The following is a 14,931-nucleotide window of genomic DNA, read 5'->3' as shown; positions in this document are numbered from 1 at the left end:
CGTGACGAAAACAAAAAGGGAGAACGACATGAAAAAACTGGTAGCAGCAGCATTCTTCACCGCCATGATGGCCGGAACGGCACTTGCCGACACGACCCTGAAACTGGTGGAGGTCATCACCAGCCCCGAGCGCACCGAGACGCTGAAAAGCCTCGTCGGTAAATTCGAGGCCGCCAATCCCGGTACGAAGGTCGAGATCATTTCGCTTCCATGGAACGAGGCCTTCCAGAAGTTTGCCACCATGGTATCAGCTGGCGATGTTCCAGACGTGATGGAAATGCCTGACACCTGGCTGTCGCTTTATGCCAATAACGGCATGCTCGAGAGCCTGGAGCCCTATCTGGCAAAGTGGCAGTACACGTCGGATCTGACGCCGCGAGCCTTGGAGCTTGGCCGCGATGTGAAGAACACCGCCTATATGCTACCCTACGGCTTCTACCTGCGCGCCATGTTCTACAACAAGAAGCTGCTTGAGCAGGCTGGCGTGAAGGAACTGCCGAAGACGCTGGACGAATTTGCCGACGCGTCGAAGAAGATTTCCGCTATTCCCGGCAAGTATGGCTATTGCCTTCGCGGCGGCGCCGGAGGTCTGAACGGCTGGGTGATGTTCGGCGCATCCATGGCCGGCTCCAACGAGTTCTTCACCAAGGACGGCAAGTCGACATTCGACAGCCCTGGCTGGGTCAAGGGCCTCACCTACGTCGTCGATCTCTATAAGAACGGCTACGCGCCGAAGGACAGCGTCAACTGGGGCTTCAACGAAATCGTCGCTGGCTTCTATTCCGGCACCTGCGCCTTCCTCGATCAGGATCCGGACGCTTTGATCGCCATCGCCCAGCGCATGAAAAGCGAAGATTTCGGCGTCATGACCATGCCGAAGGGTCCTGATGGAAAGACCTTCCCGACGATCGGTTTTGCCGGCTGGTCGATGATGGCGTCTTCGAAGGACAAGGATCTTTCCTGGAAGCTGATCGAAACGCTGGAAGGACCTGAAGGCAACATCGATTGGAACAAGAAGACCGGTGCTCTTCCAGTTCACACCTCCGCCGAGAAGGACCCATTCTATGCAAGCGAGCAGTTCAAGGGATGGTTCGAGGAACTGGCCGACAAGAATGCCGTGCCGACAACCATGCCGACCTACCTTCAGGAGTTTGCCTACTTCAAGGATTCGCTTGTGATCAAGACCTCTCAGGAAGCTCTTCTGGGTGACATCACACCTGAAGACCTCGCCAAGCAATGGGCGGACTACATGACGAAGGCGCAGCAGAAGTTCCTTCAGTCCAAGTGATGGAAACCGGTGGCGTATCTTTCAAGGTACGCCACCTTCCTGCTGGAACAAACTTTGAAGCGCTTCGCGAGCTTGTTGATCAGCGCGCTTCAAGCCGTTGTTTTGTCGCATGTCGTTACCGCAAAGTTCTCGAACACCTTTGTGCGACCTGCCGTGAAGTTGAGATCAGCGCGTGGCCTCCGGCCCACACTTCGTTACGCTGAGGAGCAATTGATGTCGTCATTTTCAAGCGCCGCACCTGCGATGTCGCGCAAACCTATGTTGCGAAGGCTGGCCACCTCGGCTGAGCCATGGCTTTATAGCGCGCCAGTCCTCGTTCTCATCGTCACGGTGATGATGGTGCCGCTGGTGCTCGGGCTCTCCTACGCATTCCGCGACGTCCAGTTGCTCAATCCGTTTTCCGGGGGCTTCATCGGCCTAGAGCATTTCAAGACACTGTCTCAGGATGCCGCCTTCTACCGCGCTCTCAAGAACACGCTGTGGTGGACGGGCGCTTCGGTGTTCCTTCAATTCTTCTTCGGCCTTATCCTTGCGCTGCTGCTCGACAAGCCCTTTGCCGGTCGCGGCATAGCCCAGGCCTTGGTCTTTCTTCCATGGGCTGTTCCAACCTTTCTGGCCGGCCTCAACTGGGCCTGGTTGTTCAACCCGGTGATCGGGCCGCTGCCATACTGGATGACGTCGCTCGGCATGCTCTCGGCACCGAACAACATTCTGGCCGATCCGCATCTTGCCATGTGGGGACCGATCATTGCCAATGTCTGGTGGGGCATACCTTTCTTCGCCATCACTCTGTTGGCCGCCTTGCAGGCTATTCCGCGCGACCTTTACGAGGCGGCTTCTATCGATGGAGCAAGCCCGCTCCAGCGGTTCACCTCGATCACCCTGCCGTTTCTGGCTCCAACGATTGCGATCACCGTTCTGCTGCGTACCGTCTGGATTGCCAACTTCGCCGATCTCATCATCGTCATGACGAATGGTGGCCCGGCTGACCGCACGCAAATCGTTGCAAGCTATATTTTTACCCAGGCCTTCAAGCGGCTGGACTTTGGCTATGCGTCGGCGATCGCGCTGGTTCTGCTCGTGCTTCTGCTCGCCTACTCCATGCTGATCGTCATCATGCGCCAGCGCCTCATCGAGAAGGATTGATCCGTGACCGGCCGAATTTTTCTGACAGTCGCGCATCGCCTGGCGATCCTCGTCTACATCGCCTTCGCCCTCTTTCCCCTGTTCTGGCTGCTCAAGGTTTCGGTGACGCCGAACGACTTGCTCTATAGCGAGGGTGTGCGGCTATGGCCATCGCGCGCAACATTCGACCACTATCGCTTCGTCATAGAAAACAGCGCTTTTCCGACGTTCTTCAAGAACAGCGTCATCGTGGCGGGATCAACGGCTTTTGCCGTTACGGTGCTGTCGTCACTCTCCGGCTATGCGCTTTCACGCTTCCAGTTCCGCGGGAAATACTGGATCATCGCCCTGATGCTCATCACCCAGATGTTCCCGCTGGTCATGCTGGTGGCACCGATCTTCAAGATGCTGTCTCCGCTCGGCCTGACCAACAGCCTGACCGGCCTCGTCATCGTCTACACCGCGTTCAACGTGCCTTTCGCCACGTTCCTTATGCAGTCGTTCTTCGACGGCATTCCGAAGGATCTGGAGGAGGCCGCCATGATCGACGGCGCAAGCCGCTTTACCGCCTTCCGCCAGATCATCCTGCCTTTGACCTTGCCTGGGATTGCGGCGACGCTTGGCTTCGTCTTCACCGCGGCCTGGAGCGAGCTTCTCTTTGCGCTGATGCTGATTTCTGGAAATCAAAGCGCGACCTTCCCGGTCGGCCTCCTGACATTCGTCTCAAAATTCTCCGTCGATTTCGGGCAGATGATGGCAGCTGGCGTCCTGGCGCTCATTCCCGCATGCCTCTTCTTCCTGCTGATCCAAAGATATCTCGTACAGGGCCTGACGGCCGGTGCAGTGAAAGGATAAATCCATGGCTTCCATCGAGCTGAACCGCGTCGCCAAGTCCTATGGTGATCATCCTGTCCTGCACGGTGTCGATCTCTCCATTGCCGATGGCGAGTTCGTCGTTCTCGTCGGCCCCTCCGGCTGCGGCAAATCCACCCTGCTGCGTATGATCGCCGGTCTGGAGGAAATCACCTCCGGTACGCTCTCCATCGATGGGCAACTCGTCAATAATCTCAAGCCCAAGGATCGTGACATCGCCATGGTGTTTCAGTCCTATGCGCTCTACCCGCATATGAGCGTCGCTGACAATATGAGCTACAGCCTGCGGCTTCGCCGCAGCCCCAAGGAGGCGATTACTGCGGCCGTTTCGTCAGCATCGAGTAAGCTCGGTCTTGATCCCTATCTTGCAAGGCGCCCGAAGGCGCTGTCCGGCGGCCAGCGTCAACGCGTTGCCATGGGGCGCGCCATTGTGCGCCAACCCAAAGCCTTCCTTTTTGACGAACCCTTGTCCAACCTCGACGCGCGTCTGCGCGAACAGATGCGTGCGGAAATCAAGCGGATGCATGCCGATCTACGTGCTACCTCCGTCTACGTCACCCATGACCAGATCGAGGCGATGACGCTCGCCTCGCGCATCGTCGCCATGAATGCGGGATATGTGCAGCAGATCGGCGCGCCGCTCGATCTTTACGATCGTCCGGCCAATCTCTTCGTCGCGGGGTTTATCGGTTCGCCAGGAATGAACTTTCTTGAAGGCCGTTGTGTTCAAAAGCCGTATGGAAGCGCAATGTCCTTGCCAGATGGTAGCCAGCTTCCCCTGGGCCGAACGATTCCGCTCAAAGATGGCGAGGCCATGACCCTCGGGATCCGTCCCGAGCATGTTGTTGTCTCACCGGAGACGGGTGGTGTCGATGCCAAGGTGGAGCTCGTCGAGCCGACTGGTCTCGGTATTATCCTGCACCTCACGGTACACGGGCTTCCCTTCAAGCTGTTTTCCTCCGACCGTGCACTGTTACAGCCCGGGGCTTCGATCAGCGTTGGTCTGCCGGAAGCCAGGCTCCACGTCTTTGACAGCAACGGTAACCGCGTGAATACAGATCAATAGGCTCGGCCCTCCGGTGGATGCAGCTTCCTCTGACCTTGGCAGCCACGCCTCGTCGGACCCGACATCTGGACTGATCTTGAATTGTACGCTGTGTGGGCAAAAAGGACGTCGTACGGTTCTGATGCGTCTAAGATGACGCGCGGCGTTCTAAGGCCGCCGCGCCGAAAATCCTATTTGCACCATAGGATAGATCAATCATTTGAGAACGTCGTTGCGCTCTGAGAGGTTGAAACCATCATGTTGTAGTCGTTGTAAATCCACTCCAGATCGTTGGCGGCTTTGCGAGCATCGCCCTTGGCCTTCTGCAGTTTTTCCTGGAAGTCCCGCAGCTTGCTGAGAAGCGCTCCTGGGCTGGATTCGAAGACGTGGAACGAGCCGGGATGTTCAGTCGCGTAGTCATCGAACACCTTCACCGCCTCGGCATAGTCCTTAAGCGACGCGTCATAGGCGCCGAGGTCGACTTTTGTCTCATTGCCGCTCGGCAATGTCTCCATGACGGCCTGCGCCTTGATCATGATGTTACGCACCTGCCAGCGGGATTTCTTGCCGTCGGCTTTCTCCAGCGCTGCCAATTCCCGCAAGTCGATTTGACGCTTCTCCTTGGCCAGAAGCGTGTCGGCCTCGGTTCGTGCCGTTGAAAATTCATCCGCAAACTTGATGATCTGAGCGTGAAATTCCTTGCCACCCTGCATCTTGTCGCTCTTGTAGTCCGAGCGGTCGTAATATTTGCTAGCCTTTTCCAGAACCGGCGCAAGTTCCTTATAGACGGCGATGAACCGCGTCATGGCTGCGTCGAGATCAGGCATCTTTGGCTCGGCACCTGTTGCCTCTTCCGCTTTGGCAATTTCGGTGCGAACGTCATAAGGTGCGTAAAGCCCGTAAATGATCCGTTCCTTACCAGTCGGACCCTTCTTCATGTTTACCCAGCTTTCGTATCGGGAAAGCGAGTCCGACGCGCGGATCGCGCGGTTCATGAAGCCGACATAAGCATTCATTTTCTCCACCGCAGCACCGTGATCCTCTTCTCCAGATTGCGCCCAAGCAACTGGGGCCAGGACCATAGTGAACGCCAGACAAACAAAAAATCTCATCAGTTTTGTCAAATTCCTCTCCTTTATCAGATGCTTCCCTGTAGATCCCGCCGCCTTGGTACTCCTTTGCGGTGCAGCTGGAAGGTGCGTTTTTTTACCAGGACTTTTTTATAGACGGCGCGCTTAACAGGTTTAGGAGGGGATTTGCGTTGAGACGGATTTGGGCGTTTGCTTGCGGGTTCGATCAATCTCAGGCGACGGATCGGTCATCCGTTTTTAGGCAGTTTCCGGATATAAAGTGAAGGACAAGATCTGGTCGTTGTAACGAGTGCAGGATCGCCTTTTAGTGTTCATGGTTTGCAGAAATGAGAAGCCATGATTCACGACGCGCTCAACGCGACACCGATACCGTTTCAGGTCTGCATTGTCGGGGCTGGTCCGGTTGGCCTCGCTCTTGCGTGCAGGTTGGAAGAGCAGGGTATCTGCGTTCTCCTGGTTGAAGCGGGTGAGAACGGCGATGCAGGACGCCACGTCAGTGTCGCAAATCAACATCACGCTCCATTGATGTCTGCAACGGCGAGTGGGCTTGGCGGTACATCATCGCTATGGGGAGGGCGATGCGTCGCCTTTGACGACATCGATTTTCTTCAGCGCCCATGCGTTCCGAACTCCGGATGGCCGATCTCCCATAAGGAGGTAAGTCGCTACTACGGAGACGCGCTAAAGTTTTTGAATGTCGCCGACATCGATTTAGGTGATGAGCAAATAAACGGCGATTCCGATGAGGTTCACCTCGACGCCATAGAGTGGTGGAGTTCTCAGCCCAACCTCGGACTGCAGTACCGCGACCGTATCGATCAATCCAAGCTGATCCATTTTCTCCCAGACACGGTTCTCAGCGCGATCGAGCTCGATTCTAACCACGCCGTCACTCATCTGCAGCTTCAAGGCAAGGCGGGGACTTTGCGAATTCCCGCTGAAAGGCTGGTGCTTGCCGCCGGTGGCATCGGGAACGTGCGATTGCTCCACCAATTGCACACGGCGCATCCCGGGGTTCTTTCCCCTGCACTTGGGCGCTATTACCAAGGACATCTGACGGGTTACATCGCCATTGTGGAACTAGAAGACGACGTTGGCGTCGATGCACTGTCATTTCAAGCGACCAAAGGGGGAGGCATCTTTCGGCGCCGTTTCCAGCTTTCAGGTGATGCGCAACAGCGCCTCGGCTTACTCAATTGCGTCTTCTGGCTCGACACGATCTCCATCTCGAATGCCCTCCACCATTCGGCTGGACTTTCCGCGGTGTTTCTCGCCCTTCAACTGACGGGTCTCTACCGTTTTTTTGCCAATGGTAAAGCTGCTGGCTCGCGGCTTCGAAGAGGTCGTCGATACCGGGATCATCTTCGCAATCTCGTCCCCTCTGCGTCAGTCTTGAAGGATATTCGCCGCACCATCGGCCAATTGCTGCGGCGCCGCGATCGGAGAGTGCCGATCGTCAACCCCGCCCGGCGCTATTTGCTGCGCTACCATGCCGAACAGGCTCCCGACATGTCCAGCACCGTCATGCCATCGCCATCGACGCAGGAGGAACAAGTTGCAGCGGTTGCGATCGATTATCGCGTGCGGAATGAGGACCTCATATCGATAGAAAGGTCGCATGCTGTTCTCGATCGATGGCTGAAAGAAAGAGGGATGGGGAGGCTCGATTACCTGCACCCGGCATCCGCCCGCCTGCAAGCACTCCGTGATCAGGCCTATGACGGCTTTCACCAGATCGGCTTGACGCGGATGAGCGCTTCGCCCGAAGAGGGCGTTGTCGATCGTGACTGCAAGGTTCACGGCGTCAGCAATCTTTTCGTTGCGGGAAGTTGCGTTTTCCCCACGGGCGGGCACGCAAACCCGACCATGCCCGCAGTCGCACTCAGTATGCGACTGGCAGACCATTTGGTTGAAACGCTCACAGCCAAACAAGCTGTTGGGCCGGTCGCTATCAGTTGAATCCCATTTCGGTAGCCATTGTGCAAAGCCGCGTGCAGATACACGCGGCTTTGCATCAGGTTAGAATTCTAACGCCTTTAGCGCGCGGCCCAGTTGGCGCCGCGGCGGAAAATCTCCCGCATCTGCGGTACGGCAAATTCCTTTGCCTGGTGACCGAGTGACGAATAGAAGACGCGACCTTTCCCGTAGTTGCGCTTCCAGGCGACCGGCATGACGACGCCGTCGATCCACCAGGCGTGATCGCCGGTAAAGGTTGTCGTCGCGAGAACCTCGTTCGACGGGTCGACATGCATGTAGTACTGCTCGGACGTGTAGGGGAAATCGGTGATCCCGGCCATGATCGGGTCTTCCGGCTTGGTGATGTTGACGGTGTAGTCGATGATGTTGCCGGGGTGGGCAACCCATTGTCCGCCGATCATGAACTGGTACTCAACGCACTCGCGAAAGCTGTCACCGGCGCCGCCGTGATATCCGGCGATGCCGACACCGTTCTCGACTGCGGTCGCGAGATTCTTGATCTCTTCCTTTTCGATCTTGGACATGGTGACGATCGGTACGACGAGGCTGAGATCATGGACCGAAGGGTCGGCGAAGGCTTCGGTGCTATGTTCGACATAGACCTTGAAGCCTTCCTCTTCGAGAAGATCCTTGATGATGACCGAGCATTCTTCGGGTTCGTGGCCGCTCCAGCCGCCCCATACGATCAGTGCTTCACGCATTTTATTCCTCCTCAGAATTATTGACCGATCCGGCCGTCGACAAGTGACTCGGCCAGCGGGGCCGGGCGGTCGACGACGGTGGTGATGGACACGGTTGTGCCCGTGTCCGATGCGGTTTGAAACGCTTCCATGACTTCAAGAACGTGCAGCGCCAGATCGCCATTGGCTCGGTGCTGGCGATTAGAGCGGATAGCATGGGCCATGTCCGCGAGGCCGATCGATCGGTAGTTGCCATCCGCGTAGGGCGACGACAGTTCCTGGGTTTCGAACTCGCCGCCTTTTTTCAGAAGCTGGACCTCGCCACCAAAGTGGTTGGGATCTGGTACAAGCAGGGTCCCCTCCGTGCCGTAGAGTTCGAGCGGGACATGCTTGTGTCCAGCCACGTCGAAACTCATCCCGACCTGAACAATCGCGCCGTTCTGAAATGCAAGCGCGCCTGCGACATGGGTCGCCACATGGACCGGGATTTTCTCGCCGTTGCGAGGCTCGCTGGTGATCAGGCGCTCGGTACGTGGCGAAAAGGCAAAGCCTGCCACCTTGGCGACGGGTCCAAAGAGGTTGACGAGGTCGGTAATGTAATAAGGCCCCATGTCCAGCATCGGTCCGCCGCCGACTTCGTAGTAGAAGGCGGGGTTAGGGTGCCAGCGTTCGTGTCCCGGGCACATGAATGTCGCCGTTCCGCCGACTGGCGTGCCAAGAATGCCTTGATCGATGAGGGTCCGCGCGGTTTGATGACCGCCGCCCAGGAACGTGTCCGGTGCCGCACCGATGCGCAGCTTCTTCGCTTTCGCCGCCTCAGCAAGCCGTTTGCCCTCGGCAAAGTTAATGCCAAGCGGTTTCTCCGAATAGGTGTGCTTGCCGGCGTCCAGTGCCCTCAAGCCCACCTCGACATGCGCCTTGGGAATCGTCAGGTTGACGATGATCTCGATCTCCGGATCCGCCAGCAAATCGTCGACGCTTCGCGCGGCGACGTTAAATTCCTCGGCCTTTGCTTTGGCCATCTCCGCATTCATATCCGCGACACCCTTGATGTCGAGGATCGGGAAGGATGCCATCGCCTTCAAGTAAGCGCCCGAGATATTGCCGCATCCAATGATGCCGATGCCGACCTTTTGCATATTCTACTCTCCCATCATGCTTGCGCCCGCTCACTCCTCAGAGAGCTGGGCCTGTGGTGTTCCAAGGCGATTCGTAAAGTTCGTAGAGCGCGACGGCCGCAGCACCCTGTGCCCAGAGCTCGTCGCTGGAGTTGTCGAAGACCAGTTCCGCCACGCCTTGTAGGGATGGCGGCACGGAAATCTCGTAGGCGCTCCTGATGCTATCGATGAACGGGGCACCGAGATCGAGGCTGGAGCCAACGAAGATGACGCGCGGCGGAGCAAACAGGGTCACGATATTGGCGAGCGTCAGACCTATTGCGGCACCCGCCCGTTGGGCAGCGGCGATGAGATCATTGTCCTGCGCCAGCACCAGCGCTTGGGCATGTTGAATGCCCCGGCCAAGCCGAATTGCTTCGGCGAAACGTCCGTCAGCGGGCCGCGACGCAAGGATCGCATTTTCGCCGGCCTGGCTCGCCAGCCGAACGGTGCCTTCCGGGCTCGCGACAAGCACGAGATCGCCGAGATTATGGCTGAGACCACCGGCGCCGCGGAAGAGGTCGTTTCTATGCAGCACGCCCAAGCCTAGCGTCTGCTCCAGCGAGATCAGCACCATGTCCTCAAGATCGCGCGCCTTGCCGAACCAGTGGTGGCCAAGCGTCACGGCATGCGCGTCGCTTTCAATGATAGTGGGCGTTCCAAAGCGCGTTGTCATTTCGCCGGCAAAATCGATGTTGACTTCGCGTAGCACCGGGCTGGAGCGGATCTTGCCGGTGCGGTGCTCGATCACTCCTGGCAGACCGAGACAGACCCGGTCGACATCTTCGAGTGAAAGCCCTGCATCGACGACGCATCGACGCACACCGTCTTCGATCAGATCTGCAATGACGCCGATCGGCTGGCGATCGATCCGAATTGGCAGCGAGAGGGACGACAGGACGTTGCCGCAGAAATCGGTGACGACGAAGACCATACGGTTGGCCGCGATCTTGGCTCCAACCACCCTGGCAGCATCCGGATTGAGTTCCAGCATCACACGGGGGCGGCCGCGCGCGCCCTCCGTTCGGATATCGCCCAGATGGCGCGACAGAATGAGGCCATCATCCAGTAACGATGCCGTTATCGCGGACACTGTGGTCGTCGAAAGCTGCGTCCTTTCACTGATCTCCACACGCGAAATGGGGCCGTGACGACGGATCGTGTCGAGGACGTTCAAGCGATTGATTGCACGCATCAGTTCGGGGTCGGCAGTCTTCATGGGTCCAGTCGCAACGAGCTTGAGCAGAGCAATTCAGGATGTCCGATTAATATCGGATCGCGGATTAAATAGCCCGAATATGCGTCGCCATGTCAAGCTGCGTTGCGGAAAATAGTAGTTACGCCTTGACAGTTAGTGTATTCTTATATGAATTAATTCGGATTGGGGAATAAATGTGAGGAAGTCCCCGGGAGGATCATCATCATGACGTTTATGCACGCGGGCGCAAGCCTGGGCGGCAAGCTGATCACGCTTGCCTCCACCACAGCCATTACATTCATGCTCGGCGCAGCAAGCGCTTCTGCCGCAACTGTCGTCAAGTGGATGCACGTCGAACTCGATCCGAAATCCGTGGCAGTGTGGGAAGAGATTGCCAAGGATTACGAGACGAAACACCCCGATGTCGACATTCAGCTGCAGTTTCTGGAAAACGAAGCCTTCAAGGCCAAGCTTCCCACCCTTTTGCAGTCGAATGACGTTCCCGACTTCTTTTACAGCTGGGGCGGCGGCGTGCTTGAGGAGCAGTCCAAGACAGGCGCTCTGAAGGATCTGACCGAAATCTTCGATGCTGATGGCGGCAAGATTCGAAACGCCTATAACCCGGCTGCCATTGATGGCTTGTCCTTCGATGGAAAAGTCTGGGCTGTGCCGTATCGCGTCAGCCTCGTCAGCTTCTTCTACAACAAGCAGCTGTTTTCCAAGGCCGGCGTCAAGCCGGAAGACATCAAGACATGGGATGATCTTGGCGCCGCGGTAAAGAAGATCAAGGATGCCGGGATTGTGCCGATTGCCGGTGGTGGCGGGGAGAAGTGGCCGATCCATTTCTACTGGAGCTATCTCGTCATGCGCAATGGAGGCCAGGCGGTCTTCGATGCTGCAAGCAAGGGCGAGGGCGAAGGCTTTATGGACCCGACGATCATCAAGGCCGGCGAGCAGCTTGCAGAATTCGGTAAACTCGAACCGTTCCAGCCAGGCTATCTCGGGGCCACCTGGCCGCAAGCACTCGGTGTTTTTGGCGACGGCAAGGCGGCGATGATCCTTGGTTTCGACAATACCGAAGCCAACCAGCGCAAGAATGCAGGTGACGGCAAGGGTCTTTCCTCCGACAATCTCGGTCGCTTCGCTTTTCCGATGGTCGAGGGCGGTGCGGGCAAAGCCACTGACACGCTTGGCGGTCTGAATGGATGGGCGGTGACGAAGAATGCTTCGAAGGAGGCAATCGATTTCGCCACCTTCCTCACCAATGCCGACAACGAGAAGAAGCTCGCGGCAGCCGGCATGATATTACCCGTCGCAGTCGGTGCGAGTGAAGCCGTGAAAGATCCGCTGATGGCCGATTCCGCCAAGCAACTTGCGGCGTCCACGTGGCATCAAAACTTCTTCGACCAGACGCTCGGTGCCGCTGTTGGCCGCGTCGTCAACGACATCTCCGTCGAAATCGTCTCCGGTCAAATGACGCCTGAAGAGGGCGCGCAGCAGATCCAGGATGCTTTCGAGCTTCGCTGATCCCGCCTGAACGGTGGGTGCCGCCTGGTGCGGCGCCCATCGCCATTGCGTGAATACGAAAGCGGATAAGATGACCAATATTTCCATGAACGCTGCGCCCGCGCTGACAAGCCCGGTCGTAAAATCGAAGCGGAAGCAGAGCTCCGTTGCGCATGACCGCGCGCTGACTTTGTTGATTTTCCTGCCCCCGGCGCTGTTGTTGTTCACCCTCTTCGTGATCTTGCCGATGGGGGAGGCGGCCTGGTACAGCCTCTACCGTTGGAACGGCTACGGCACGCCGAGCGAGTTTATCGGGCTCAAGAATTTTCAGGTTCTGTTTGGCAATGCTGCGTTCTCGCAGGCGCTGATCAACAATGCGCTCATCATCATCATTTCGATCTGCATACAGATCCCGCTGGCAATCTGGCTTGCGACGATGTTGGCCCATCGCATTCCGGGCGTCGTGGGGTTTCGTCTCGTCTTCTTCCTGCCTTATGTTCTGGCAGATGTCGCAGCCGGTCTTATCTGGCGCTTTGTCTATGACGGCGACTACGGTCTCTTTGCCGCCATTTCGAACTTCTTCGGGTTCGCCAATCCCTATGTGCTGGCGGATAAGGATGTTGCAATCTATGCCGTGCTTGCCGTCATCGTCTGGAAGTATTTCGGCTTCCACATGATGTTGTTCATTGCCGGCCTGCAGTCGGTGGACAAGAACGTGCTGGAGGCGGCCGAAATCGATGGGGCCTCAGGCTGGCAGAAGTTTCGCTACGTGACGCTGCCGATGCTCGGCTCGACGGTCCGGCTTTCGATCTTCTTTGCCGTGATCGGCTCATTGCAGCTCTTCGACATGATCATGCCGCTGACGGGCGGTGGTCCATCCAATTCCACCCAGACCATGGTGACGTTCCTTTACACATATGGCGTCATGCGCATGCAGGTCGGGCTTGGAAGCGCTGTCGGGGTGGTGCTGTTCATCATCTGCGTCACGCTTGCCTTCGGTTACAAAAGGATTTTCATGCGCCATGACTGACACATCCACATCCGTTCGCGTCAGCGTCCAGACGAGGATCTACCTCTATGTGTCGCTGACCCTGATTGCCGCTATCGTACTCATACCACTGCTAACGACGGCGCTTGGAGGCTTCAAGACGCTTGGCGATCTGCGCGTCAATCCTTTCGGTTTGCCAACCGAGTGGCAGTGGGCAAACTATGGCGATATCCTCTTTGGAAAACGCTACTGGCTGCAGATTTTCAACTCGCTTGTCATCGCCGTTCTCACCGTCTTCCTGACGCTCGTCGTCTCGGCGATGGCGGCCTTCACCTTCGCGCATGTCAAGTTTTTCGGGTCCAACTTTCTGCTCAATTATTTCCTGTTGGGACTGATGTTTCCGGCTGCGACTGCAATTCTTCCGCTCTTCATTCGCATCCGCGATCTGGGGCTGCTAGACACCTATTGGGGCGTGGTACTGCCGCAGGTGGCCTTTGGCCTCGGAATGAGCATCCTGCTCTTCCGTAACTATTTCAAGAATTTGCCGGACGAACTTTTTCAGGCAGCCTTCGTCGATGGCTGCGGCTACCTGAAATTCTTCTGGCATATCTCCATGCCGCTTTCGCGGCCGATCATCGCAACAGTCGGGATCGTCTCCTTCGTCGGCAGCTGGAACAGCTACATCCTGCCGCTCATCATGCTCAATTCCGAATCCAAATACCCATGGCCGCTCGGCATCATGGTCTATCGCGGCGAGTTCGGTACCGAGTGGCAGCTGGTGCTGGCCTTCATCACCATGACGATCCTGCCGACCATCATCGTGTTCTTCTTAGCGCAAAAACACATCATCGCGGGCCTGACGGCCGGCGCCGTCAAGTCCTGAGGGGAGAAGACAATGGCATCTGTAGAACTGAAAGATATTCGCAAATCCTACGGCTCGCTTGGCGTCATTCACGGCATTTCACTGGAGATCTCCGATGGCGAATTCATTGCGCTCGTTGGTCCTTCCGGATGCGGCAAGTCCACGCTGTTGCGCATGATTGCCGGGCTTGAGGAAATTACCGATGGCGACGTCCTGATTGGCGGCAAGATCGTCAACGAGATGACGCCGAGGGAGCGCAACATCGCCATGGTGTTTCAGTCCTATGCACTTTATCCGCATATGACGGTGGCCGAAAATATGGGTTTCAATCTGAAGATCGCCGGGCAACCAAAAGCGGTGATCGAGGAGCGTGTCACCGAGGCTGCGCGGATGCTGGACCTTGCCAACCTGCTGGATCGCAAACCCTCGCAGCTTTCCGGTGGTCAGCGTCAGCGCGTGGCGATGGGTCGCGCTGTCGTGCGCAACCCGGCGGTCTTTCTTTTCGACGAACCGTTGTCCAACCTTGACGCGAAGCTGCGCGTGCAGATGCGCAGCGAAATCAAAACGCTGCACCAGAAGGTCGGCACGACGTCGATCTATGTGACGCATGATCAGATCGAAGCCATGACGCTCGCAGACCGCGTCGTCGTCCTCAATCAGGGGCGCATCGAGCAGCAGGGAACGCCGCTCGATCTTTACAAGAAGCCCGCCAATCTCTTTGTCGCCGCCTTCATTGGCTCGCCCGCCATGAACCTGATCGAATGCATCGTCGATGGTGAGGACGGCGCGCCAGCAGCGCGACTGGATGACGGCACGGCCATTCGCATTTCAAGCGATCGTAACGTCAAGCGCGGGCAATCGGTGACGATCGGGCTGCGCCCCGAGCACTTTGCCATGGGCGGCGAAGGCGACGTCATGGTCTCCGGCAAGACATTGCTGGTCGAGCCGACGGGTGCGCAGACCCATGTGGTTTTCGATCTTGCCGGACATCAGGTGACGGCGGTGGTCGATGGCGAACAACTGGTACGAACGAATTCGATGTTTGCGGCCAATATCAATCACGAACGGGTTCATGTTTTTGACAGGGCAAGCGGGTTGGCTCTTTGAAGCGGTCCTGAGGACCGTAGCGATCTTTCACAGT

At 57.3% G+C, this 14,931-nt stretch carries 13 protein-coding genes; 9 read left to right on the top strand and 4 right to left on the bottom strand.

The genetic code is table 11. The features are described from left to right. Window positions 1–28 precede the first annotated feature (28 nt). From AC07U5_RS14350 to AC07U5_RS14335, 4 genes are all read left to right on the top strand, one after another. The gene (locus AC07U5_RS14350) at window positions 29–1,288 is read left to right on the top strand and encodes an ABC transporter substrate-binding protein (protein ID WP_494723400.1); all 1,260 of its coding nucleotides are present in this window, start codon (window positions 29–31) and stop codon (window positions 1,286–1,288) included. Window positions 1,289–1,531: 243 nt separating this feature from the next. After that, complete coding sequence (locus AC07U5_RS14345) at window positions 1,532–2,434, top strand: carbohydrate ABC transporter permease (protein WP_376752901.1); 903 nt, start codon at window positions 1,532–1,534, stop codon at window positions 2,432–2,434. Window positions 2,435–2,437: 3 nt separating this feature from the next. Next, window positions 2,438–3,268: a carbohydrate ABC transporter permease gene (locus tag AC07U5_RS14340; RefSeq protein WP_062426774.1), complete on the top strand. Its 831-nt coding sequence runs from the start codon at window positions 2,438–2,440 to the stop codon at window positions 3,266–3,268. A 4-nt stretch (window positions 3,269–3,272) separates the two neighbouring features. Further along, the gene (locus tag AC07U5_RS14335; RefSeq protein ID WP_494723399.1) at window positions 3,273–4,352 is read left to right on the top strand and encodes an ABC transporter ATP-binding protein; all 1,080 of its coding nucleotides are present in this window, start codon (window positions 3,273–3,275) and stop codon (window positions 4,350–4,352) included. A gap of 191 nt (window positions 4,353–4,543) precedes the next feature. Here AC07U5_RS14335 and AC07U5_RS14330 read toward each other — a convergent pair whose 3' ends face one another. Further along, window positions 4,544–5,413, bottom strand: a complete 870-nt coding sequence (locus AC07U5_RS14330) for a YiiG family protein (RefSeq protein WP_494723398.1) — start codon at window positions 5,411–5,413, stop codon at window positions 4,544–4,546. A 345-nt stretch (window positions 5,414–5,758) separates the two neighbouring features. Between AC07U5_RS14330 and AC07U5_RS14325 the strand changes: the two genes are divergently transcribed. Further along, window positions 5,759–7,381: a GMC oxidoreductase gene (locus AC07U5_RS14325; protein ID WP_494723397.1), complete on the top strand. Its 1,623-nt coding sequence runs from the start codon at window positions 5,759–5,761 to the stop codon at window positions 7,379–7,381. A gap of 77 nt (window positions 7,382–7,458) precedes the next feature. Here the strand turns inward: AC07U5_RS14325 and AC07U5_RS14320 are convergent, their stop codons facing one another. Genes AC07U5_RS14320 through AC07U5_RS14310 form a run of 3 tightly spaced genes read right to left on the bottom strand, consistent with a single transcriptional unit; the run spans window position 7,459 to window position 10,455 of the window. Then, a complete protein-coding gene (locus tag AC07U5_RS14320; protein ID WP_062442427.1) occupies window positions 7,459–8,100 on the bottom strand; it encodes a ThuA domain-containing protein in 642 nt (213 codons plus the stop codon). Window positions 8,101–8,117: 17 nt separating this feature from the next. Beyond that, entirely contained in the window at window positions 8,118–9,218 is a 1,101-nt protein-coding gene (locus AC07U5_RS14315) for a Gfo/Idh/MocA family protein (protein WP_494723396.1), read from the bottom strand. Between the two features lie 37 nt (window positions 9,219–9,255). Further along, window positions 9,256–10,455, bottom strand: coding sequence for an ROK family transcriptional regulator (locus tag AC07U5_RS14310; RefSeq protein ID WP_062426781.1), 1,200 nt, complete (start codon window positions 10,453–10,455; stop codon window positions 9,256–9,258). 204 nt (window positions 10,456–10,659) lie between these two features. Here AC07U5_RS14310 and AC07U5_RS14305 point away from each other — a divergent pair, with 204 nt between their 5' ends. From AC07U5_RS14305 to AC07U5_RS14290, 4 genes are all read left to right on the top strand, one after another. After that, on the top strand, window positions 10,660–11,961 hold the full coding sequence (locus AC07U5_RS14305; RefSeq protein WP_494723395.1) for an ABC transporter substrate-binding protein: 1,302 nt from the start codon (window positions 10,660–10,662) through the stop codon (window positions 11,959–11,961). 85 nt (window positions 11,962–12,046) lie between these two features. Beyond that, window positions 12,047–12,970, top strand: a complete 924-nt coding sequence (locus AC07U5_RS14300; RefSeq protein ID WP_440599337.1) for a carbohydrate ABC transporter permease — start codon at window positions 12,047–12,049, stop codon at window positions 12,968–12,970. Further along, window positions 12,963–13,811, top strand: coding sequence for a carbohydrate ABC transporter permease (locus AC07U5_RS14295; protein ID WP_113225737.1), 849 nt, complete (start codon window positions 12,963–12,965; stop codon window positions 13,809–13,811). Before AC07U5_RS14300 ends, AC07U5_RS14295 begins: the two co-directional genes overlap by 8 nt. A 12-nt stretch (window positions 13,812–13,823) precedes the next feature. After that, window positions 13,824–14,897 carry an ABC transporter ATP-binding protein gene (locus tag AC07U5_RS14290; RefSeq protein WP_494723394.1) on the top strand — a complete coding sequence of 358 codons (1,074 nt, stop codon included), beginning with the start codon at window positions 13,824–13,826 and terminating at the stop codon, window positions 14,895–14,897. Window positions 14,898–14,931 lie beyond the last annotated feature (34 nt).

The organism is Agrobacterium sp. GW821-FHT02D03 (assembly GCF_059421725.1).
This window is presented reverse-complemented; position numbering and strand designations above follow the sequence as displayed.